This window comes from Micromonospora sp. CNZ280 (assembly GCF_011759515.1).
Genome location: NZ_JAAOYP010000004.1, coordinates 656,582 through 677,573 on the forward strand (window position 1 = coordinate 656,582; position 20,992 = coordinate 677,573).

22 protein-coding genes and 1 pseudogene are annotated in these 20,992 nt (G+C 69.7%); 13 read left to right on the plus strand and 10 right to left on the minus strand.

Going from position 1 to position 20,992, the window contains the following annotated elements:
• Positions 1-31: 31 nt before the first annotated feature.
• Positions 32-943, minus strand: coding sequence for an IS5 family transposase (locus FHX32_RS30160; RefSeq protein ID WP_486481408.1), 912 nt, complete (start codon positions 941-943; stop codon positions 32-34).
• Positions 944-1,065: 122 nt separating this feature from the next.
• Between FHX32_RS30160 and FHX32_RS30165 the strand changes: the two are divergent.
• Positions 1,066-1,473: pseudogene (locus tag FHX32_RS30165) on the plus strand (reverse transcriptase domain-containing protein); the annotation flags it as partial.
• A 117-nt stretch (positions 1,474-1,590) separates the two neighbouring features.
• On the opposite strand, the gene FHX32_RS30170 reads toward FHX32_RS30165, so the two are convergent.
• Together FHX32_RS30170 and FHX32_RS30175 are read right to left on the minus strand one after the other, a co-directional pair.
• Positions 1,591-2,712 (minus strand): NADH:flavin oxidoreductase, encoded by a 1,122-nt coding sequence (locus FHX32_RS30170; RefSeq protein WP_167190717.1) that lies wholly within the window; start codon positions 2,710-2,712, stop codon positions 1,591-1,593.
• Between the two features lie 46 nt (positions 2,713-2,758).
• Positions 2,759-3,604 carry an NAD(P)H-binding protein gene (locus tag FHX32_RS30175; protein WP_167191079.1) on the minus strand — a complete coding sequence of 282 codons (846 nt, stop codon included), beginning with the start codon at positions 3,602-3,604 and terminating at the stop codon, positions 2,759-2,761.
• A gap of 113 nt (positions 3,605-3,717) precedes the next feature.
• Here FHX32_RS30175 and soxR point away from each other — a divergent pair, with 113 nt between their 5' ends.
• Positions 3,718-4,185, plus strand: a complete 468-nt coding sequence (gene soxR / locus FHX32_RS30180; protein WP_396835529.1) for a redox-sensitive transcriptional activator SoxR — start codon at positions 3,718-3,720, stop codon at positions 4,183-4,185.
• A gap of 494 nt (positions 4,186-4,679) precedes the next feature.
• Positions 4,680-5,303 (plus strand): HIT family protein, encoded by a 624-nt coding sequence (locus tag FHX32_RS30185; RefSeq protein WP_167190722.1) that lies wholly within the window; start codon positions 4,680-4,682, stop codon positions 5,301-5,303.
• 285 nt (positions 5,304-5,588) lie between these two features.
• Here the strand turns inward: FHX32_RS30185 and FHX32_RS30190 are convergent, their stop codons facing one another.
• Together FHX32_RS30190 and FHX32_RS30195 are read right to left on the minus strand one after the other, a co-directional pair.
• On the minus strand, positions 5,589-6,029 hold the full coding sequence (locus tag FHX32_RS30190; protein ID WP_167190725.1) for a VOC family protein: 441 nt from the start codon (positions 6,027-6,029) through the stop codon (positions 5,589-5,591).
• Positions 6,030-6,153: 124 nt separating this feature from the next.
• Positions 6,154-6,843, minus strand: a complete 690-nt coding sequence (locus FHX32_RS30195) for a GntR family transcriptional regulator (protein WP_167190728.1) — start codon at positions 6,841-6,843, stop codon at positions 6,154-6,156.
• 123 nt (positions 6,844-6,966) lie between these two features.
• On the opposite strand from FHX32_RS30195, the gene FHX32_RS30200 reads away from it, so the two are divergent.
• The 6 genes from FHX32_RS30200 to FHX32_RS30225 are packed head-to-tail and all read left to right on the plus strand — an operon-like array spanning position 6,967 to position 13,609.
• Positions 6,967-7,830 (plus strand): isocitrate lyase/PEP mutase family protein, encoded by an 864-nt coding sequence (locus tag FHX32_RS30200; RefSeq protein ID WP_208419492.1) that lies wholly within the window; start codon positions 6,967-6,969, stop codon positions 7,828-7,830.
• A gap of 43 nt (positions 7,831-7,873) precedes the next feature.
• A complete protein-coding gene (locus tag FHX32_RS30205; RefSeq protein WP_167190732.1) occupies positions 7,874-8,878 on the plus strand; it encodes a tripartite tricarboxylate transporter substrate binding protein in 1,005 nt (334 codons plus the stop codon).
• Positions 8,875-9,447 carry a tripartite tricarboxylate transporter TctB family protein gene (locus FHX32_RS30210; protein ID WP_167190735.1) on the plus strand — a complete coding sequence of 191 codons (573 nt, stop codon included), beginning with the start codon at positions 8,875-8,877 and terminating at the stop codon, positions 9,445-9,447. Before FHX32_RS30205 ends, FHX32_RS30210 begins: the two co-directional genes overlap by 4 nt.
• The gene (locus FHX32_RS30215) at positions 9,447-10,979 is read left to right on the plus strand and encodes a tripartite tricarboxylate transporter permease (protein WP_167190740.1); all 1,533 of its coding nucleotides are present in this window, start codon (positions 9,447-9,449) and stop codon (positions 10,977-10,979) included. The genes FHX32_RS30210 and FHX32_RS30215 overlap by 1 nt, the downstream gene beginning before the upstream one ends.
• 21 nt (positions 10,980-11,000) lie before the next feature.
• Positions 11,001-12,425 (plus strand): bifunctional 2-methylcitrate dehydratase/aconitate hydratase, encoded by a 1,425-nt coding sequence (locus tag FHX32_RS30220; RefSeq protein ID WP_167190743.1) that lies wholly within the window; start codon positions 11,001-11,003, stop codon positions 12,423-12,425.
• Between the two features lie 2 nt (positions 12,426-12,427).
• Complete coding sequence (locus FHX32_RS30225) at positions 12,428-13,609, plus strand: MFS transporter (RefSeq protein WP_208419493.1); 1,182 nt, start codon at positions 12,428-12,430, stop codon at positions 13,607-13,609.
• 145 nt (positions 13,610-13,754) lie between these two features.
• On the opposite strand, the gene FHX32_RS30230 is transcribed toward FHX32_RS30225, so the two are convergent.
• The 3 genes from FHX32_RS30230 to FHX32_RS30240 form a co-directional block, all read right to left on the minus strand.
• Positions 13,755-15,056, minus strand: coding sequence for a hypothetical protein (locus FHX32_RS30230; RefSeq protein WP_486481409.1), 1,302 nt, complete (start codon positions 15,054-15,056; stop codon positions 13,755-13,757).
• Between the two features lie 165 nt (positions 15,057-15,221).
• Positions 15,222-15,557, minus strand: a complete 336-nt coding sequence (locus tag FHX32_RS30235; RefSeq protein ID WP_167190749.1) for a hypothetical protein — start codon at positions 15,555-15,557, stop codon at positions 15,222-15,224.
• A gap of 5 nt (positions 15,558-15,562) precedes the next feature.
• Positions 15,563-15,874 (minus strand): hypothetical protein, encoded by a 312-nt coding sequence (locus FHX32_RS30240; protein ID WP_167190752.1) that lies wholly within the window; start codon positions 15,872-15,874, stop codon positions 15,563-15,565.
• Between the two features lie 425 nt (positions 15,875-16,299).
• On the opposite strand from FHX32_RS30240, the gene FHX32_RS35505 reads away from it, so the two are divergent.
• From FHX32_RS35505 to FHX32_RS30250, 3 genes are all read left to right on the plus strand, one after another.
• Positions 16,300-17,016: a hypothetical protein gene (locus tag FHX32_RS35505; protein WP_486481410.1), complete on the plus strand. Its 717-nt coding sequence runs from the start codon at positions 16,300-16,302 to the stop codon at positions 17,014-17,016.
• A complete protein-coding gene (locus FHX32_RS35510) occupies positions 17,010-17,441 on the plus strand; it encodes a mechanosensitive ion channel family protein (RefSeq protein WP_486481411.1) in 432 nt (143 codons plus the stop codon). Before FHX32_RS35505 ends, FHX32_RS35510 begins: the two co-directional genes overlap by 7 nt.
• Before the next feature lie 527 nt (positions 17,442-17,968).
• The gene (locus FHX32_RS30250) at positions 17,969-18,298 is read left to right on the plus strand and encodes a hypothetical protein (protein WP_167190755.1); all 330 of its coding nucleotides are present in this window, start codon (positions 17,969-17,971) and stop codon (positions 18,296-18,298) included.
• Between the two features lie 304 nt (positions 18,299-18,602).
• Here FHX32_RS30250 and FHX32_RS30255 read toward each other — a convergent pair whose 3' ends face one another.
• Both FHX32_RS30255 and FHX32_RS30260 read right to left on the minus strand, forming a co-directional pair.
• Complete coding sequence (locus FHX32_RS30255) at positions 18,603-18,965, minus strand: YciI family protein (protein ID WP_167190758.1); 363 nt, start codon at positions 18,963-18,965, stop codon at positions 18,603-18,605.
• Positions 18,966-19,556: 591 nt separating this feature from the next.
• Complete coding sequence (locus FHX32_RS30260) at positions 19,557-20,252, minus strand: TetR/AcrR family transcriptional regulator (protein WP_396835537.1); 696 nt, start codon at positions 20,250-20,252, stop codon at positions 19,557-19,559.
• Positions 20,253-20,433: 181 nt separating this feature from the next.
• On the opposite strand from FHX32_RS30260, the gene FHX32_RS30265 reads away from it, so the two are divergent.
• Complete coding sequence (locus tag FHX32_RS30265; RefSeq protein ID WP_167190761.1) at positions 20,434-20,991, plus strand: hypothetical protein; 558 nt, start codon at positions 20,434-20,436, stop codon at positions 20,989-20,991.
• Position 20,992 lies beyond the last annotated feature (1 nt).

The window sequence follows — 20,992 nt, forward strand, 5'->3', positions numbered from 1 at the left end:
CTGCCCGATCACGACCCGAGCAGCCTCACCCTCAGTCACCCGCTGACGACGGACAAACAGTGCGCACCTCTGCAAGATCAGCTGTACCTAGCTCTGCACTCCAGGCCGTACCCCGACAGGTGGCGACGCCGCGGTGGCGTTTGAGTCGGTTGATGCCGTTCTCGACGGCGTGGCGTAGCCGGTAGAGGTCCTTGTCGAACGCGGGTGGGCGCCCGCCTTTGGAGCCTTCGGCCTTGCGGTGGGCGTCCTGGTCCGTCTTGCTCGGGATGCAGGCCTTGATCCCGCGTGAGCGCAGATGGCTGCGGTTGCCGCGGCTGGTGTAGGCCTTGTCGGCCAGGACCAGGTCGGGACAGGTGCGGGGCCGACCCACGCCCAGACGCGTCACGCGGATGCGGCGCAGGACGGGGATGAACTGTGGGCTGTCACCACGGTGCCCGGCGGTCACGATCAGGGAGAGGATCTTCTGTCCCTGCTCGCAGGCCAGATGAGTCTTGGTGGTCAGCCCACCACGCGATCGGCCCAGCGCGTGATCGGCCGGCTCGTCGTGCACACCGCCGGGCGGCTCCTTTTGCAGATGCGCGTTGGTGCGGGCGCCTGCGGCGTGCTGGTGGGCGCGGCTGGTCATCGAGTCCACGCTCACCGTCCAGCCGATGCGGCCTTGCGCGTCGCCGGCCGCCTGCAACGCCGACAGGATCTTGTCCCAGGTCCCGTCCCGCTGCCACCGACGGAACAGGCCGTAGACAGTGGGCCAGGGCGCGTACTCAGCCGGAACGTCCCGCCACGGGGCACCGATCCGGATCCGCCACCGGATCCCGTCGATGAGCTGTCGTTTCTCCCACTTCGGCGGACGACCCGTCGTCGGCGCGGCAGGCAACAGCGGAGCCAGAACAGCCCACTGCCTGTCGGTCAGGTCATGCCGCCTCGTCACCGCTACGCTGGGCACGAGGTCTCCGGTATGAAGTTCTTGCTTGGTCGCAGAACCAGATACCGGAGACCTCTTCAGTTGTCGATCACCGCCACGCCGTGACCTCGACGCTGCCCACCTGACTTACGAAACACGCCTTAGACGCGGACCTGAAAGCGGCGTTCGACCGCTTCGACCACCACCACCTACTCATCCAACTCGGCGGGTTCCCGGCCAGGGATCAGATCCGGGCTTGGCTGACGGCCGGAGTGGTCGAGCAGGGCCTGCTCACCCCGACCGAGGAGGGAACTCCCCAGGGCGGGGTGGTCAGCCCACTGCTGTTGAACATCGCGCTGCACGGGATGGAACACGCCGCCGGGGTCCGTTACCGCACTGTGGGAGCCGACGGTGTGGCCACGGTCCGCGACAGCCCGCCGGTTCTGAGGGGGCGGCGGCGCAGCAATGCGCCGTCGCTACCCGGCCGATACGCGCGTTCAGCGCCGCTCCCGCCACGTCCGACTCTGCCGATGCGCGCAGGTTTGATCATGGCTCGTGCTCAGATCGAGTAGCTGGGGTGGTGAAACTCGTCCCAGCTACTCGACCTGAGGGCAGGGCCGTGTGCGTGTGGGTATGGCCGGAGTGTTCGGCGTTACGGGATCGCCGGCTGCGACCGCGCGGCGATTGCGTTACTGGAGAGATCCGAGCGCTTGGACGTGGAAGGGCACGAGTTCGCCGTGCCGGCCGTCGCGGATCTTCGCTGTCCAGGCGGGATCGGCGAGCAGGGCGCGCCCGGCCGCGACGAGGTCGGCTTCGCCGCGTTCCAGTAGCTGCACGGCACTGTCCAGGCTGCCGCTGCCAACGACTGCCCCCGTGCGGATGGCGTCCAGGAATTCCGGTCCATCGAGCCCCACCGAGCCGACGGCGATTGTCGGGCGACCGGACAACTTTCGGGTCCACCCGGCCAGCGTCAGCGGCGAGTCCGGGAACGCGGGTAGCCAGAAACGCCGGGTCGAGCAGTGGAAAGCGTCGACACCGGCGGTTACCAGTGGCGCGAGGAGCGACTCAAGCTCGGCCGGTGTCTTCGCCAGCTGTGCCGTGTAGTTGTCCATCTTCCATTGGGAGAAGCGGAGGAAGATCGGAAAGTCCTTCGCTACCACGCGCCGGCACGCGGCCACGATCTCGGCGGCGAACCGGGTTCGCCCGGCAAGGTCCCCGCCGTAACGGTCGCTACGGCGGTTGGTTCGCTCCCAGAAGAACTGGTCGATGAGGTAACCATGCGCGCCGTGGAGTTCGACGCCGTCGAAGCCCAGGCGCTCGGCCTCGGCCGCCCCTTGCGCGAATGCTGCGATCACGTCATCAATCTGCGCCTGTGTCATCGGTGCCGTGACGGGCTCGCCGCTGCTGGAAAGTCCCGAGGGGCCAACCGGTGGGACGCCAGGGTTCGGTAGGTCACCTGGTTTGCGGTCGGTACCGACGTGCCACAGCTGCAGGACGATCCGGCCGCCGGCGCAATGCACCGCGTCGACAACGCGAGCCCAGCCGGCCAACGGGGCGGCGCCGAAGATGCGAGGGACCGCCAGGCTGCTCGCCGAGGCGGGGTGATCCACGACCGTGCCCTCGGTGATGATCAGTCCTGCCTCGTGTTCGGCGCGGCGGGCGTAGTACGCGGCGACGTCCGCGCCCGGCACGCCATCCGGCGAGTGGGTCCGCGTCATTGGGGCCATCACGATTCGGTTTGGCACGGTGAGCCGGCCCACGGTGAACGGTTGAAACAGGGCCGCGACGGGGTCTGCGGTCTGTGTCGGCATGCTGAATCCTCGAAATCTGATCGGTTGGCTGGAGGCTGGTGGGCGACTAGCGGAAGTCCGCTGCATGGTCGTGGGCCCACTGCCGGAACGTGCGGGCCGCAGTTGCAGTGACCTGCTCCACGGTGGTGGTTATCAGCTCCGGCACGTCGACCATTGCCGACCAACCATCGAGCGCCATGTCGACGAACGCCGGATCGCCCCACGCGGCCAGCAGCAACTCGCGCGCCTCGGCGCGAGGCTGCTCCTCCCACCGCAGGTCGCGGTCGATCGCCGTTCCGATGAGCCGTACCTGCTCCTGTTGGCTGACGGCCTCGGGCCCGGTGAGGGTGTACGTCGCCCCGATGTGCCGATCCTCGGTCAGCGCCAGCGCGGCCACCGCGGCCAGGTCCTTCTCGTGAATCAGCGATCGGCGGGCGTGCCCGTACGGCCACCGCACGACCCCTCGGGTGCGGATCTGCTCGGCCCAGCCCAGCGTGTTGGCCGCGAATCCGCTCGGCCGAAGGAAGGTCCATTCCAGCCCGGTCCGCTCGATCAGACCCTCGATTTCGCCCCAGAATCCGACCGGGCGTTCGCCATCTCGCCCGCCCACCGCAGACAGGTAAACGACCCGACGAACGTACGTTGCGAGCCTGCCCACGGTTGCTGGTGCGGCCGCGGTCGACAGGCCGGGCCACACGAGGAAAACCGAGTCGACCCCGGCCAGGGCGACGTCGAGCGTGTCCGGCCTGGTCAGGTCACCGCCGACGACGGCAACACCGGCGGGCAGCCTCGCGGCGCCCGGTTCGCGGACCAGTGCTCGGACATCGGCGCCCAGCTCCAGCAGCCTGTTCACCACGTGCCGACCGACGTTGCCGGTGGCTCCAGTGACCAGGATCGTTCTGCGTGTATTCATTGACGGCTCCCCGGTTCGTGACGTGTCGCGCGCCGATTCCGGCCGACCCGGCAAACGGCGTCCGGCACACTCTCGAACTTGAACAAATGTTCAAGTCAAGTACTGTGGTAGCCGTGGCATCGCTCGCCCCCGACGCCGACGAACTCACGATCGGTGACCTGGCCGACCGCAGCGGCGTGGCCCCCTCGGCGCTGCGCTTCTACGAACGCCAGGGCCTCATCCGCAGCCGGCGCACCGTCGGCAACCAGCGACGCTACAGCCGCGCCACCCTTCGCCAGGTCGCGTTCATCCGCGCCTCGCAGAATGTCGGAATCCCGCTGGCGGCAATCGGCAGCGTCCTCGCCCTGCTGCCCGAAGGGCAGACACCGACGCGCGAGTTCTGGATCCGCGCCTCCGAATGCTGGAGCGCCGAACTCAACGCGCGGATCCGGCAACTGGAACGCATGCGCGACTTGTTCACCGAATGCATCGGCTGCGGCTGCCTGTCCCTCAAGCAGTGCGAATTGATCAATCCAGACGACAGGTTGGGTGCCCTCGGGCCCGGCCCGCACCGACTGGTCAAACACCCGCGGACGTCATAGCCGACTACAGGCACCGGGCGCCGCGATGCCGCTATCGATCCACTCGAGCAGCCGCCGCCAGTCGCGGCGAGCCGTGCGCCCGGTTCACCGCGCCGGCAGGGCGTACGGGTGGCCGGCACCGTGGACCCGGCCACCCGTACGTTCGACACCGCGGTCCACGCCGTCGGGCCGACTCCCGCCGGCCTTGAGGTCACCAGAGAACCCGCCGGTAATCACACTCAACGGCAGCGCCGCGCGGGAAGACACCCACGTCCTCGTCTGCCGCCGTTGGTGCGCCGACCGCAGCCGTTCGTCACGATGCCGGGACTGGTGAGCGGGGCGATGAGCTCGCGCGATCGTAGCCTCCTTGTTGCTGGCGACCCCGGTCATAGCCGGCAAGAGCTTCGTAGGGCGAATCCGGGCCATGGAGCCTGTGGCCACCCGCTGGGACGTGGGGCAGCCGACGTGGTAGCGACGGATGACGATGGGATCTTGGTTGTATTAGCCTTCGCGCCATGGCCTTGCATCCGGACCAGTTTTATGACCATGCGGTGGCCGTCGCGGACAGCGAGCGGCGGCTTCCGCTGGCGCGCATGACGGGATGGGACATCAGCCCGTTCGAACAGGATGGATTGCGCGTCGCGCCGCTGCGCCCGCCGGTGCTGCCCGAGCCCGCCCGGCACGGCGAGGATCCGGCGGAGTGCCGGAACTGTCGGGAACGCGACGAGGGAATCTGGTTCAACGATCACTGGCGGCTGGCCCGTGTCCCGGGAGTGGGCATGCCGCTGGTGTTGATGCTGTACCCGCGCGATCACTATGACATGGCGGATCTCCCCGACGATCTCGCCGCAGAGCTGGGACTGCTGACCACGCGAATCGTCCGCCACGTGCAAGCTCTGCCGCACATCTCGCGAGCCCACGTCTACCGCGTCGGCGACGGCGCCGCTCACCTGCACGTCTGGTTCTTCGCCCGGCCGGAGGGCCAGGCGCAGCTCTACGGATCCTGGCTGGTCGTCTGGGACGACCTCCTGCCGGAGTATCCCGCCGACGTCGCCGAGGCGGACGCCGCGATCGTGGCTGATGCCCTGATCGCCTCGCATGGGGGCCGCCGATCGGCGGCCACCGCACGGCGTGCCTGACCGGGTGATCCCCAGCAGCAACCGCTCCCGTCACCGCCGTGCCGCCATCCTCATCTGCCGCCGAGGGCGCTCGGCAACGATGGTGCGCCGGCGGACCCCCGGATCGTCGTTGCCTGACCGCGGACATGAGCACAGCCGGATCAGCGCCGCGAGCCGTCCGGCCCACGGCCCGCGGTGCCTGCTCGATCTCATCGCCAAGGTGCTCCGCCGTCCAGGGTTTCTCAGGTGGCGGCCTTGGCCGATCGGCGGTCGGGCGCAATTGGCTGCACGTCCCTTCGGCAGACTTCAGCTGAGCTGTTGGGCCAGTCCGACGATGATGCCTTCCGGGCCGCGGACGTAGCAGAGCCGGTAGGTGTCCTCGTACTGCGCCAACTCGCCGACGAGCTCGGCGCCGTGGGTACGCAGGCGGGCAACGACGTCCTCAATGTCGTCGACGGCGAACATGATGCGACGAATGCCCAGCGTGTTCGCCGGTGCATCCTTCGGCTCGGCGCTGATCGCCTTCGGCGTATGAAACATCGCCAGCTCGATCCGGCCGTGGCCGTCCGGTGTCCGCAGCATTGCGATGTCCTGTCGGACGTCGTCGATCCCGATGACACGCTCGACCCAGCGTCCCTCGATTGGCCCCTTGCCCTCCAGTTCCATGCCGAGTTCGACGAAGAACGCAATTACGGCGTCGAGATCGTCGACAACGATGAGGACGTTGTCCATCCGCTGGATCGTCATGCGGGGTCTCCTTAGCCTTGTGCGGCCACGGTGACCGCATCCGCTCCTGGGACGGAGCCGCCAGGCCGTTCTCGACAGACTGTGCACCATCTTCTGCCGGAAATCTCGTGGCGGGCGGGTGGAGTCATCCGCGACTCCTCGCCGGGCCCGGTACGGCGCCGCCGCCGGCGGCCTGCGCGGCGGAGGTGGCGCTCTGCTCGACGTGCACTCGCATCGCCTGCTCGGCGCGTTCGGGATCGCCACTGGCCAGGGCCTCGTAGATGGCCTGGTGCTCGATGACCGCGAGGTCGGGTCGGCCGGGCTCCCGAGTGGACAGTGACCGGTAGCGGTCGACGTGCCCCCGGATCTGGTGCAGCAACTGGTCACACCAGCGGTTCCCGGCGATCTCGGCGATCCGGGCATGGAACTCCCGGCCGATGCGCAGCACCTCGGTCTCGTCGCCGCGTAGCCGGTGCATCAGGTCGATCAGCCGGGCCAGCGCGTCGAGGTCCGGCTGGGTCATCCGGGTGCAGGCGTCCCGGGCCAGCAAACCCTCGAGGCGGGCCCGGATGTCGTAGACCCGGCGGATGTCGGCCGGATCGAGCGGGGTCACCCGCGAGCCGCCGGTGGGCAGCTGGTCGACCAGACCTTCGGCGATCAGCAGCCGGAGTGCCTCGCGTACCGGGGTCCGGCTGACGCCCAGCGTGCTGGCCAGTTCCGGCTCGGTGAGCCGGACGCCCGGTTCGAACTCCCCCGAGATGATCCTGGCGCGCATCAACTCGTACACCACCTGCGCGCCGGACTGCCGCCGCAGGATGCCCTGCCCTCTGTTCACCGTCTCATCCTGCCATGAATCGCTGTGTCTGCACTATTGCATACAAGTACCCACGGGGTTACGTTCTCGTTCACAGCCGGAGAAGTTCCTGGTCTGCCGGCCCGCCAGCGAGGGAGAGCGCCGTTGTCCATCAGTCCCGCCCAGCAGTTGCGCGCCCGGTTGGCCGGCCCGGGAATCGTCGTCGCGCCTGGCGTCTACGACGGGCTGTCAGCGCGGATCGCCGCCCTCGCCGGCTTCGAGGCGGTGTACCTCAGCGGTGGGGCGGTGGCCCGAAGCACCGGCGTGCCGGACCTGGGACTGCTGACCATGACCGAGGTGCTGAGCCGGCTGCGTGAGGTGGTCGACGCGGTCGACGTGCCGGTCATCGCGGACGCCGACACCGGTTACGGCAACGCGCTCAACGTGCGCCGCACCGTACGGGAGTTCGACCGGCTGGGCGTGGCAGCGCTGCACATCGAGGATCAGGTCACCCCGAAACGCTGCGGGCACTACGAGGACAAGCAACTCATCTCCGTCGACGAGATGACCGGCAAGGTCCGGGCCGCGGCCGACGCCCGCGGCGACGACGGCCCGCTGCTCATCGTCCGCACCGACGCGATCGCGGCGGAGGGCTTCGACGCCGCCATCGCCCGCGCGCACGCGTACGTCGGGGCCGGCGCAGAAATGCTGTTCATCGAGGCGCCCACCTCGGTGGCACAGATCGAGCGGATAACCGACGAACTGCACGTACCCCTACTGATCAACATGTTCTCCGGCGGAAAGACCCCGCTGATGAACGCGCAGGACCTGGCGCGGCTCGGCTTCAAGTTGATGATCGCTCCGTCCGACCTGCAACGCGCGGCCATCCGGGCGATGCAGGACACCGCCCGGGAGCTGCGCGTAAGCGGCTCCACCGACCCGCTGGCAGACCGGATGGCGACCTTTACCGAGCGTGACGACATCATCGGCCTGCCCAGCTACCGCGAACTGGAATCTCGATACGCCTAGCGAACCCCCCGGCACTCCTCCGTCCCCCCAAAGGAGAAGCACCATGCGCATCACCAGAACTGGCACCGTCGTGGCCGTGTTGGCCGCGCTCGTCGCGACCGTTTCCGCGTGCGGTGGCGGGTCCGCCAAGAGCGGCGGCGATCAAGGCGCCAAGCAACTCGCCCGGCTCAACATCATCGCCCCGGCCGCGCCCGGCAGCGGCTGGGACCAGACTGCCCGGGCGGTACAGGACTCGCTGCAGGAGGCCGAGCTGGCCCGCCAGGTCGAGGTGACCAACGTCCCCGGTGCCTCAGGCACCGTGGCGCTCGCCCAATTGGCGCCGCAGAAGGGCAAGAAGGACCTGCTGATCATGTCGGGGCTGGCGATGATGAGCGGCGTCCTCACCAACGGCACGGACGTGACCCTGGACGACCTCACGCCGGTGGCCCGGCTGATCGGCGAGTACGAGACGATCGTGGTACCGGCCAGCTCGCCGTACCAGAAGCTCGACGACCTGCTCGCCGCGATCAAGGCGGACCCGAAGAAGGTGCCGATCGCCGGTGGTTCGGCCGGGAGCGCGGACCAGATCTTCATCGGCCTGCTCGCCAAGGAGTCCGGGATCGACCCGTCCACGGTGAACTACGTGCCGTTCTCCGGCGGTGGCGAGGCCACAACCGCGCTGCTGGGCAACAAGGTCGCCGCGGGCGTCGCGGGCACCGGCGAGTTCCAGGAGCAGGTGAAGGCCGGCAAGCTGCGGGCGCTCGTGGTCTCCTCCGCGAAGCCGGTGGAGAGCATGCCGGGCGTGCCGACCATCACCGACGTCGGACACCCGGGCGTCGAGTTCTACAACTGGCGGTCGATCATGGCGCCGACCGGGCTGACCGACGAGCAGAAGAAGGCGTACGTGGACGCGGTCACCGCGATGCACGCCTCCGATGCGTGGAAGGCCACGCTGAAGGAGCGGGCCTGGGAGGACACCTTCCTGGCCGGTGACGAGTTCGGCACCTGGCTGGGCCAGGAGCAATCCCGAGTGAGCGGCGTCCTGGCCGAACTCGGACTGGTCAAGTGACCTCTCCAACCGACCAGCCCGGCACGGCCGGCCCTGTCGAGGGTCCGACCCCGGTCGGCGGTACACCGCCGACCGGGGCGGCCCAGGGCCGGATCGCGTGGGGTGAACTCGCGTTCGGCGTCCTCCTGCTGGCGGTCGCGGTGACCGTGCTGGTCGACGCGGCCGGACTGCGCGCATCGACGTCGGCCTCCGGCGTCGGCCCGGCGTTCTTCCCGACCATCGTCGGGGCCGCCCTGCTCGCCGTCGCCGCCGTCCTGATCGTCGCGGTGCTCCTTGGCCACCGGGGCACCCCCGATGAGGGCGAGGGTGACGTGGACCCGTCCCGCACCCAACTCCGCCCGGCGCTGCTCGTGGTCGGCGCGGTGCTCGCCCACGGGCTGCTGCTCGACCTGGCCGGCTACCTCGTCGCGGCGTTCGTCGCGTTCTGGGGCATCGCGTACGCACTCGGCGCGCGCCACCCGGTCCGCACCCCGGTGATCTCACTCGCCGTGGCGGCGGTCGTCTACCTCGGCTTCACCTACGGCCTCGGCATCGACCTGCCCGTGGGCCCGCTGGAAGGGATCGCCTGATGGACGGAATCAGCCAGCTGCTCGCGGGCTTCGCGGTCGCCCTCACCCTGGCCAACGTTGGTTACGCCCTGGTCGGCACGGTCGTCGGCACGATGATCGGGGTGCTGCCCGGCATCGGGCCGGCACTCACCATCGCCCTGCTGCTGCCGTTGACCTACGGCCTCGAACCGTCCGGCGCATTCATCATGTTCGCCGGCATCTACTACGGCGCGATGTACGGCGGCTCCACCACGTCCATCCTGCTCAAGACCCCCGGTGAGTCCGGCTCGATCATCACCGCAATCGACGGCAACAAGATGGCCCGGGCTGGCCGGGGCGCCGCGGCCCTGGCCACCGCCGCGATCGGCTCGTTCCTCGCCGGCACCATCGCCACCGGCCTGCTGGCCGTGGCCGCGCCGAGGATCGTCGATCTGGCCGTACGCCTCGGCGCCCCCGATTACCTGGCGCTGATGGTGCTGGCCTTCATGTGCGTGGGTTCGCTGCTCGGCAGGTCGATGCTGCGCGGCTTCGCCAGCCTCGGTCTCGGCCTGGCCATCGGCCTGGTCGGAATCGACTTCCAGAGCGGGCAGGCACGGCTCGACTTCGGCCTGGTCCGGCTCCTCGACGGCATCGACACCGTGCTGCTCATCGTCGGGCTGTTCGCCATCGGCGAGGTGCTCTACGTCGCCGCGCACCAGCAGGCCAGCACCTTCGGCATCGCCTCAGTCGCCGGCCAGCGGTGGATGACCCGGGAGGACTGGCGCCGGTCGTGGAAGCCGTGGCTGCGTGGTACCGCGATCGGCTTCCCGCTCGGCACCATTCCGGCCGGCGGTTCCGAGGTCCCGACCTTCCTGTCGTACTCCCTTGAGCGCCGGCTGTCCAAGCGGCCGGAGGAGTTCGGCAACGGCGCGATCGAGGGCGTCGCCGGTCCGGAGGCGGCCAACAACGCCAATGCCGCGGGCGCGCTGGTCCCGCTGCTCACCCTCGGCATCCCCACCTCCGCGACCGCCGCGGTGATCCTGGTGGCCTTCCAGCAGTACGGCATCCAGCCCGGCCCGCAACTCCTGGACACCGAGCCGGAGCTGGTCTGGGGATTGATCGCCAGCCTGTTCATCGGCAACGCGATCCTGCTCGTGCTCAACCTTCCGCTGGTCGGGCTGTGGGTGAAGATGCTGCACATCCCCAAGCCCTACCTGTACGCCGGAATCGGGCTGTTCGCCCTGGTCGGCGCGTACGCGGTCAACGGCTCGTCGTTCGACGTCTACCTGCTGCTGGTGGTCGGCGTCCTGGGCTACTTCATGCGTCGCTTCGGCTTCCCGATCGCCCCGCTCATCGTGGGCGCCATCCTGGGCCCGCTCGCCGAACTTCAACTGCGCCGGGCGCTGGACATCGCCGGCGGCGACATGACCGCCCTGGTCAGCACCCCGTTCACCGTGACGATCTACAGCCTGCTGGTGCTCGTGCTGGGCGTCCCGGCGCTGCTGCGGCTGCGGGCCCGGCGGGCCCAGCAGGCCGCCGCTCCGACCCCCGACCGCGAATCCTCCACTGTTTAGCACGATCTGATAGGAGAGCTGATGTCCGCCGGCTACGACGACGTCGTGGTACAGATAGCCGAGTATGCCGCCCACCCGGAGCGGATCGAATCCGAGCTGGCCCTGCGTACCGCCCACCTGTCCTTCCTCGACGCCACCGCCTGCGCCTTCCTCGGGCTAGCCGACCCCGAGTGCCGGCGGACGGCGGAGCCGCTGTTCCCGACCGCCACACCGCACCCCAGTCGGGTGCTGGCGACCGGCCACGCCACCGACCCGGTGCAGGCGGCTTTCAGCACCGGCACGCTGATCCGCTGGCTCGACTTCAACGACACGTGGCTGGCTCTGGAGTGGGGCCACCCGTCGGACAACCTGGCCGCCATCCTGCCCCTGGCCGACCACATCGCCCAGCGGGCCCGGGCCACCGGCGGCACCCCACCGACCGTACGCGACGTGCTGGTCACCATGATCCAGGCGCACGAGATCCAGGGTGTGCTGGCCCTCGGCACCGCGCTCAACCGGCACGGGCTGGACCACGTCACGTACGTCCGGATCGCCTCGACCGCGGTGGCCACCCGGCTGCTCGGCGGTTCCGAGGAGGACATCCGGCGGGCGCTCGGGCACGCCTGGGTCGACGGCGGTGCGCTGCGCACGTACCGGCACACGCCCAACGTGACCTGGCGTAAGTCCTGGGCGGCCGGTGACGCGGCCAGCAGAGCGGTCCGGCTGGCCTACCTGGCGCTGCGCGGGGCAGAAAGCCCGCATACCCCGCTGACCGCGAAGGGCTGGGGCTTCCAGGACTCGCTGCTCGGCGGGCACCAGGTCACCCTGCCGCAGCCGCTCGGCAGCTACGTGATGGAGAACGTGCTGCTCAAGCCGTGGTTCCCGGCCGAGTACCACGGCCAGACAGCGGTGGAGGCCGCCTTTCGGCTCGCCCCGGCGGTACGCGACCGGGTCACCGACATCGATCGCATCGAGATTCGCACCCACGAGGCGGCGGTCCGGATCATCGACAAGACCGGACCCCTGGCCAACCCGGCCGACCGGGATCACTGCCTGCAGTACATGGTGGCCATCGCCCTGCTGCACGGCCGGCTCGACGAGGAGCACTACACCGACGAGGCGGCGGCCGACCCTCGGGTGGACGTGCTGCGCAAGCGGATGATCGTCACCGAGGAACCGGAGTACAGTCGCGCCTACCTCGACCCCGCTGAGCGGGCCGTGGCCAACGCGCTCCGGATCACCTTCTCCGACGGAACCGACACTGGTTGGCAGGAGATCCGCATTCCGATCGGCCACCCGCGACGCCGCCCCGAGGCCGAGCCGCTGGTGCGGGACAAGCTGCGCCGCGGGCTCGGCGCGGCGCTGTCCGCCGAACGCGCGGACCTGGTGGCCGAGCGCCTCGCCGATCGTGACAACCTGCTCGCCACGCCGGCCAACGACCTGCTCGACCTGCTCGTCGTGCCCTGACCGTGCGCCCCCGCGACGCGCTGCGCGCCACCGGCGGTTGGCCGTGGGCGTTGCTTCTACACGCCGTGCTCGTCCAGTCGGTCACCTTCCTGCTGCGGCCCAGCACGTCGTACCGGGCGCTCGAACTGGGCGTACCGGCCGCCTGGCTGGGGGTCATCTCGGCCAGCTTCGCGGTGCTGCCGCTGCTGACCGCGCTCCCGGTCGGCCGGGCGACGGACCGGTACGGGTCGCGCCCCGCCCTGCTGGCGGGAGCGCTGCTCGTGCTGGTCGCCGCCGCCGGGCTGACCGGGCACGCCGACTCGCTGACCGGGCTGGTGTTGTGGAGCGCGGTGCTCGGCTTGGGCCACCTGCTCTCCGTCGTGGGGGAACAGGCATGGGTGGCCCGCTCCACCGTGGATGCCGGGCTGGACGTCGCCTTCGGGCGTTACACGTTCGCCGTGTCGCTGGGCCAGGCGATCGGACCCGTCCTGATCAGCCTGCTCGGCGGCGGCGGGCTGGTCCCGGACACCGGCCAGGTCTTCGCCGGCGCGCTCGCCGGGGCCGGTGCGCTGCTCGGCGCCAGCCTGCTGCTGCGGCCCCGGCGGCACACCCAACCGGCGGGTCTGCCCGGCCGGGGCGACCGGATGGGGGCGCTGCTGCGGGTGCCCGGCCTCGGCCGGGCCATCCTGGCCAGCCTCACCGTGCTGGCCGCCGTCGATCTGCTTGTCATCTACCTGCCGGCACTCGGCGCCGAGCAGGGAATCGCGGCGCGGGTGGTCGGCGTACTCCTCTCGCTGCGGGCCGGCGCCTCGATGGTGTCGCGGCTGTTCCTCGGCGCGATGGTCGGGCGGCTGGGACGGATGCGACTGCTGGTCGGAAGCATCGTCGCGTCCGCCGTGGCGGTGGCGCTGCTGGCGGTCCCGCTGCCGCTGTGGGCGCTCGGCGTCGCGGTGGTCGCCGCCGGTCTCGGGCTGGGCATCGGGCAGCCGCTGACCATGTCCTGGATCACCCTGGCCGCTCCGCCCGGGGCGCGGGCCACCGCGCTCGCGCTCCGGCTCAGCGGCAATCGGCTGGGCCAGCTCGTCCTACCGGCAGGGGTGGGACTGGTGGCCGCGAGCGCCGGGGTGGCCGGCGTCCTGCTGACCACCGCGGTCGCGCTCGGCGCGGTCGCCGTCTCCACCGCGCGCCGCCCTTCGCAACCGTGACCACCCCCCGAGCGGGTGGATATCGATGCGGTGGCCGGGCGCCAGCGCAGCGCGCGCAGCAGGCCGCGTTCGGTTACCCCGGCCGGAACGGTCCGGGCGAGCCAGACGGATCAGGACCTCGGTGTTCCACAGCCACCTGGCGGGATCATTCCTTGGCCAGGCGCCGGGCCAGCCGGGCGGCGTTCAGTTCGGCGATGACCGCGTTGACGGCCGCCTTGTCGGTGAGGTCGATACCCCGGGCGGTCAGTTCCGCGGCGATCTGCTTGGCCGGTCCTGAGGCGGACTCGTCGTCCGCCGCGGCGAGGAACTCGGGAAGGTAGGTGTCGACGGCCGCAACCACCGGCTCGATCCACCCAGCGTCGACCTCTCGCCGGTCCAGCGCGAACCGTACCCAACGGCGCAACGCCTCGGGCAGAACCTCCCGCTGTGCGTCGTCGAGAAAGGTCTTGCGGGGCAGCCAGTCGCCCAGGAACACCGCGACCCACGCGGGGCTCCACGCCAGCAGACCGGGTGTGATGTACCCGTGGCCGTAATCGACGAAGATGTCGGCCAGCGACCGCACCACCTCCGGATCCACGTCGCCATTGCCCGGCACGTCCGCAGCCGCGGCGCCGGGCGGGTACGCCTCCGCGACGAACGCATCGATCAGCTCCTGCCGCTGCTGCTCGGGCAGCTCAGGCGCGTCCGGCCAGTCCGGCAGGTACTCCCGGCAGCGCGACCAGGCTAACGCCCGTACCTCGGCATAGTCCTCGTCGTCGTGGCGTGGCCAGTACATGTCGGTGGTCCGCAAGGCAGCGGCCAAGTCCGCCAGCGCCTGGGACACCGGTACCTCGGCCACCGGCATCGGCACGTCCCTCGCGTCGCGGGTTTGCGACCAGTGCTGTGCCGCGCCTTCGCGCAAAACACCCAGCGTGGCCACTATCGTCCCGCCCGGCTCGGTGACCTGCGCCATCAGCGTATGCCGCCTCGCGTGGGGGTCGCTGGATTCGTACTCGATGAACAGCACCCGCTCGCTGTCCCACACATCCACCGCGCGATGCGCCCGTACCGGCGCGAACTCCGAGACGGAAAGCCACGACGGCGCCGGCTGGCTCTCCACGAGGATTTCCACCGTCTCATCCAGTAACGACCACACGTCCGGCGACACCACCCGCCGCAGCGCGGCGACGGCGGCCAGGGCGGCCGGTGACGGACGCGAGCAGGCCCGACCCACCACCTCCATGCACAACCCATGCTCCGGCTGTCGCTCCCCCAGGTCAGCGCCCAGCCATGCCTGCCCCAGCCAACCGCTGGCCCAGACCTCGGCATCCAAAGCATCCGGCGTCGCTGCGACCGACCGCGCGTCACGCAGGACATGGTCGGACAGTCGCAGCTGGCGCACCGGTCCCTGACGCTTGCGTTGCGGCCGGCCCCGCCCGGCAGGACGGCCGCGGCTCTTCGGACTCACCGCGCCAGTCCACCACATCAACAGGAGCGGTTGCGAACGGACAGGTCCGGCCAGGCTTCGCCTCGGACGTCGAGCATGCGGCTGAGCTGGGTAAATACGGAGGCGGGCCGACTCTCGGCCCCCGTTTGAGATTTCGCTTTTCGACCGGGGGTGGACGCGAGACGATCACCCGGCCGAGCGGGGATGATTCCGGTAAGTAGGCCAGGCCGCCCGTTCCACTTCTTCCCGCCCGCCTCTGCTTGGAGTCCCGCCACGGCAGTCCTGACGGCCGGCTGATGGCTCGCCCGCAGCGCCATGCCCACCGCCACCGGCCCTCCCCCGTCGCCCCGGTTCGTCAGCGCCGGGCGCGGAACGGTCCGGGCAGTAGCAAGTCTTCAAGGCCGCGACGAGTTCCACGCCGGCGCGCCGGGCGTGGTCGGCGCCGGTCGACGCGGTGAGGACCTGGCGAATGGTGGTGAACACCAGCTTGGCCAGCGCCTCGTCGTTGATCTTGTAGTGCACCGGCATCACCTCACGTTTGGCCCACCGGTTCGCGAAGTCTCCGACCTTGCCGGACGTTCCGTCGGGGGTCGTTGACGCAGTCGATCAAGCCGCACCGGTGCAGCGTGTCGGTGGTCCGCCAGGCTGCGCGTGTCCGCCTGGAATAGGGTCATCCGGTCGTCGCCGCAGAGGTAGATGCCCTCGGTGCCGTGCCGGTACGGGTACCGCTCGCGCTGGCGGGCCATGGCGAGGTAGATGGCCAGCTCGGTGTCCGTGAGCGCGAACAGCCAGAGCTTGGTGAACAGGTGCGGCGAGATCCAGATGCGGTCGCCGGCCACGGTGTAGTGAGGTGCTCCTCTGGCCTGCTCGCCTCCGACAGCAGCCGCAGTCCGTCGTACTGCCGTCGCCGGCCGTCGGGGGCGCGCGGGATCGAGACGAGGTGCTGCTGCTCCAGCCTCTGGAACGCCTCGGTCGTCTGCACTCCCCTGTCGTTGCGCTCCGGCCCGCCGGTGCACCCGGCTGAGGCGGATCCGGGGGAGCCCCGGGGAGCCGCCGGGGAGGCGACCGGCCGTTGGGATGGCAAATCGGGTGGGTGCGCAGGCAGACAGCTGGGTCACGGCGGCGGCCGGAAGAACAGGGGCACCCGTCGTCGGTCACGACGTGACCGAATCCGTCCATTGCGGTGCCAACGGAATGCCGGCAATGCTCGTTCCTTCCCTTGACAAGGATCCGCACGACTCTTGCGACGAGGAGCAATCTCTCCATGGCAGCCTCGCGAGCCCGCGACATCGGGTCGGCTTGGCTCGCACGACTTTGTTCCGCCGATGAAATCCCAGATGCCGCCGGCTCGAACCCGTTAGCCGGCCGTCTGGATGGGGTCGAGGTGGGGCTGACTCGCACCCTGCTGGTCGTCGCGGCCGCGACAGCTGCCGGTTGGCTCGCCGGCTGGTTCATCGGCGTGCTGATCGGGAAGGCGGCGCGGGGTCGCTTCAAGTGGCTGCTGATGCCCACCTACCGCGCCTGCCGGCGGCTGACCATCGTCATTTTGGTGCTCGCTGCGCTGTACGTCACGCTGCGGTTCACCGACCTACCCGAGGACTGGTTGCCCCGCATCCGTCATGTGCTCGGGCTCTTGGAGGTCCTAGCGATAGCGCGATTGGTGGTCAAGGCGCTGCGGGTCGCGGAGCAAGCAGTGCTGCGGGAACTGCCCGCGGAGAGCAAGGATGCGACCGTCCGGCGGCTGCGCACTGAGGTCAGGTTCTTCCGCAGACTCGCCGGAACCGTCGTCACCGTGCTGGCCATCGGCTGGGCCCTGACGACCTTCAGCGCCCTGCGGACATTCGGGGCGTCCGTGCTCATGTCCGCCGGAGTCATCGGCATCATCGTCGGCCTGGCCGCTCGACACACCCTCGGCAACATCTTCGCCGGCCTGCAGGTGGCCCTCGCCCACGTGCTGGCGGTCGACGAGTGGTCGTGGTGAACGACGAATGGGGCAAGGTCGAGGACGTCAAGCTCACCCACGTCGTGGTGCGGATGTGCGACGAGCGGCGGCTCACCGTGCCGACCACCTACTTCACCGACCGGCCGTTCCAGAACTGGACGCGTTGGGAATCCCGGGTGATCGGTGAGGTGGCGCTGCACCTGGACCACACGGCCCAGTTGCAAGAGCTCCGCACCGAGGCGCAGCGCATCCTGACGGAGTCGCAATACTGGGACCACGGCAAGTGGCAGCTCCAGCTTGTCGACATGACGCCGCAGACGATCGTCATCCAGATGCGCGCCTGGGCGATGGACTCGGGGAGCGCCTGGGAGCTGCGGTGCGAACTGCGGGAGCGGCTGCTCGAGTTCGTGCGCGACCACCATCCGCAGTGGCTTCCGCGCACCCGAGGGGATTACCACCCCTAATGGGCCGGGATTCGTCCCGGCAGCGGTCGGTGGGCCGCCCCAGGCCGTACCGCCGTGTGGCGCCGCCCATTCACTTGATCATTGTGGGTCTCCGCCAACATGCCGGTCAGCCCCACCCCCGAACTCCTGCTCGTTCAGATCAGTACCTTTCACGCGTTGGTATACACATGCGACGCTTCGTGGAAGGGAACCGCCGTGGGTTACGAGACCACGTTCACCGGCCAGGTGACGATCACTCCTCCGCTGAACCAGCACGAGATCGACTACCTGCTGGCGTTCGCCGAGACCAGGCACGAACCCCGGTCCACCGGCCCCTACGCCCTCGGCTACGGCGACGAGATCGAGGACGCCAGGGATCCAGACTCCAGCAAGCCCGGGTACTGGTGCAAGTGGGCGCCGACCGCCGACAGCACCGCGATCGCCTGGAACGAGCACGAGAAGTTCTACGATGCCGAATTCTGGATGGGGTACCTGGTGCACACGTTCCTGAAGCAGACGCTACCGTCGCGCGCGAGCGGGTCGACCCGGTGCCCGGCCGGGTGTATCCGCCCGCGCTGGACAGGTTCACCTTCGACCACGTCGTCGACGGCGTCATCGAGGCCGAGGGCGAGTGGCCCGACGACCGCTGGCGTATCGAGGTGCGCGCCAACGCCGTCTACGTGGTCCGGCTGCTGACCGAACCGGATCACGCCGAGTACCCCCGCACCCACCGCGACGACTGGACCGACGAGCAGCGGGCCGATTTCGCCGCGCGGACCCGGCACAATTTCGTGTACCTGGTGCGGGACGGGCGGTTGCACGAGGTGGGCCCGGCGGACGGAACGTCGTTCGATCCGATCCCGGCGAACGTGGACTGAGCGCGGGCCCGGGATGTCCGCGTGGGCAGGGCAGGGTTGCGTCGGCTGGTCAGCGATGAACAACTCGCCATGGGGCGGGTTCCGCAAGACCGCCGCCCGTTGCTGGGTGGGGACCCACTCGGATGACTCCCAGCCCGCACGGTCGGCGGCAGATGAGTACGGCGAAGCGTTTTCGTCGGCCGGCTCCGGGGGCGGCACTTTTCTGGCCGCCCCCGTGCCTGGTCGAATCCTTGCCGCTACCGCAGCGACGTCGCCCCGGTGCCGGCCACGCCTCGGCTCAAGCCTCAGCCGACGAGTGACGATCTCATCCCTGCAAGACGCGCCGCGGCTTGAACCGGCGAACCTCCTGCGGCCAGCCGCATGCCTCCGCGATCTTGCCGGCCCACATCCGGGCGGTCGCCTCATCCGGCACGTCCACGATGGTCAGGCCACCCAGGAACTCCTTGGTCTCGACATAGGGCCCGTCGGTGAAGACCAACGCACCGCTTGTGGCGTCTGCGTTGAAGACGGGGCCGTCCTCTTCCTCCAGGCCCCCGGCGAAGACGAATGCCCCGGCGGCCTTGATCTCATCAACAACCGCCCTGGCGAGTGGACCGCGCCCGCGGAACCACTCCTCGGTGTGGTCACCCACCCACTGCTGATTGAAGTAGATGAGGTACTCAGGCATGTCCGCTCCCTCTGATCGTCCCCGGACCCGACGTCCGTCTCTGCATACACTTCGAACGGCATCCGGCAGATCCGACACTCTCCAGCCAGATTTCTGTCAACCGGTCAACCGTCGCACTCACATCGGCAGATCCGGATACGAGCTGTGGTCGGCCCTCTGTGCGCCGCCCGGTGTAGGCAGGGCGAGTTCCGAAATGGAGCTCCAGCGCGACGGCTTCGAGCCATTCGCCAACCGGAAGCCTCCTGGGGCTGGCAACTGTCACGGTCGCGAGCCCTTATCGAGGCAGCGGTTGGACAGGTGGTGGAGGAAGTTGGCCTGTCCCGCTGACGTCCGTCGAAGCGGCGCCGCGAAGCGTCCCGCCTGCTCGCCGCGCTCGGTGACCCACACCGAGGCTTCGATGCTGTCGTCATGGGGAGCCGCAGCGCGCCTTGTACGGCAGCCATGTCGGCTCACCGTTCCGCTGTTCGACCACTACGGTGTCGCGCTGTGGGTGCCCGAGGTCGGTGGGGCCGTCGACCCGGGTAGCGAGGCCCACGATCTCGCCACGGGGAGGCATGGGCAAGGGGCGAGCGTAACCGCTGCGGGACGCGCTCAGGATGGCTGGCGTGCGGCGTGGGTTCGGATGAGTCCCTCGACGCCGCGGAGGAAGGTCTCTGAGATCAGCGCCCGGTCGAAGAGGCAGCCGGCCGCCATGGCGCCGTCGCGGAGCATGACGAAGTGCCGCGCGGCGGGCTCGGCCTCGGTTTCCTCGATCGTCGCCAGCAAGGTGTTGATCGTGTCGAGGAACCACTGCCGATGCGCGAGGACGGCCTGGTGCACGGGGTGGTCGGGATCGGGAAACTCGGCCACGGCGTTCAGGAAGGCGCAGCCGCGAAAGCCGGTGGACCGGATGTCCCGGGCGATCCCCTCGGCAACGGCCCGGAGGGCCTCGGGCGCCGGTAGGCCGGCGGCGACGGCGGTGTCCACCTGGTCGCGGATGGCCTGATCGGCCGCGTTCAGATAGGCGAGGACGAGATCTTCCTTGCCGGGGAAGTGCCGGTAGAACGTGGCCCGGGTCACTTTCGCCTCGGCGATGATCCGATCGACGCCGACCGAGTGGATTCCCTCGGCGTAGAAGATCCTGGACGCCGTGTTGAGGAGCCGCTGTCGCGCCTCGGACGGTCGGACGCCGGTCTCGCTACGTGCCATGCGCCCATGGTAGCGATAGAACGTTCGGTCTTGCTCTTCGTCCGTCGGCTTCAGCCATTTCTCGCCGGGCCCGATGGCGTATCCGGCCCGGGCGGACATCCGGGCAGGCTCCTCGCACGGCAGCCAGCGCGCACCCCTACCGCAATGGGGTAGAACGTTCTGTCTTGACAGGCCGGGGCGGCGTCGGCATCATTGGCGAGACAGAACGTTCGTTCTACCGCGTGATGTTCGCGCCTCGGCCCTGCTGGTCGCGGTCGCCCTCGCCACCGAAAGGATCACCATGACCACCCTTGCCGCACCCGGCATCTCGACGACGGCTTCCACCCTGCGGCGGCTGTACTTCGTCCGGTTCGCGTTCGCCATCGTCTGGGCCCTCGTGATGTTCACGACCGCCACGCACCTCGGCCCGCTCGCCGTCACGCTGCTCGTGCTCTACCCGCTGTTCGACGTCGCCGCCGCCGTCATCGACGCCCGCGCGTCACGCGCCACCGGATCGCCCACCCTGCTGTACGTGAACGTCGCGGTCAGCCTGCTCGCCGCGGTCGGCCTGGCCGTGGCCAGCGCGTCCGGCATCCCGGCGGTCCTGCGCGTGTGGGGTGCCTGGGCGGTGGTGGCCGGGCTGGTCCAGCTGATCGTGGGGGTCACCCGCCGCGGGATGGGTGGCCAGTGGCCGATGATCATCAGTGGCGGCATCTCGGTGCTCGCCGGTGGGTCGTTCATCGCCACCGCCGCCGCGGACAACCCGGTGCTGACCAACGCCATCGGCTACGCCATCCCCGGCGGCATCTTCTTCCTCATCTCGGCCATCCGCCTCGGCCGCGCCGCCAGGGCCAACTGAC

Bases quoted from the DNA above. Each gene is read 5' to 3' on its own strand.
- FHX32_RS35505 (WP_486481410.1), top strand. From the start codon at position 16,300: ATGGCAGCCTCGCGAGCCCGCGACATCGGGTCGGCTTGGCTCGCACGA.
- FHX32_RS30260 (WP_396835537.1), bottom strand. From the start codon at position 20,252: ATGTCCGCCCGGGCCGGATACGCCATCGGGCCCGGCGAGAAATGGCTG.
- FHX32_RS30215 (WP_167190740.1), top strand. From the start codon at position 9,447: ATGGACGGAATCAGCCAGCTGCTCGCGGGCTTCGCGGTCGCCCTCACC.
- FHX32_RS30185 (WP_167190722.1), top strand. From the start codon at position 4,680: ATGGCCTTGCATCCGGACCAGTTTTATGACCATGCGGTGGCCGTCGCG.
- FHX32_RS30220 (WP_167190743.1), top strand. From the start codon at position 11,001: ATGTCCGCCGGCTACGACGACGTCGTGGTACAGATAGCCGAGTATGCC.
- FHX32_RS30190 (WP_167190725.1), bottom strand. From the start codon at position 6,029: ATGACGATCCAGCGGATGGACAACGTCCTCATCGTTGTCGACGATCTC.
- FHX32_RS30255 (WP_167190758.1), bottom strand. From the start codon at position 18,965: ATGCCTGAGTACCTCATCTACTTCAATCAGCAGTGGGTGGGTGACCAC.
- FHX32_RS30175 (WP_167191079.1), bottom strand. From the start codon at position 3,604: ATGAATACACGCAGAACGATCCTGGTCACTGGAGCCACCGGCAACGTC.
- FHX32_RS30205 (WP_167190732.1), top strand. From the start codon at position 7,874: ATGCGCATCACCAGAACTGGCACCGTCGTGGCCGTGTTGGCCGCGCTC.
- FHX32_RS30265 (WP_167190761.1), top strand. From the start codon at position 20,434: ATGACCACCCTTGCCGCACCCGGCATCTCGACGACGGCTTCCACCCTG.
- FHX32_RS30170 (WP_167190717.1), bottom strand. From the start codon at position 2,712: ATGCCGACACAGACCGCAGACCCCGTCGCGGCCCTGTTTCAACCGTTC.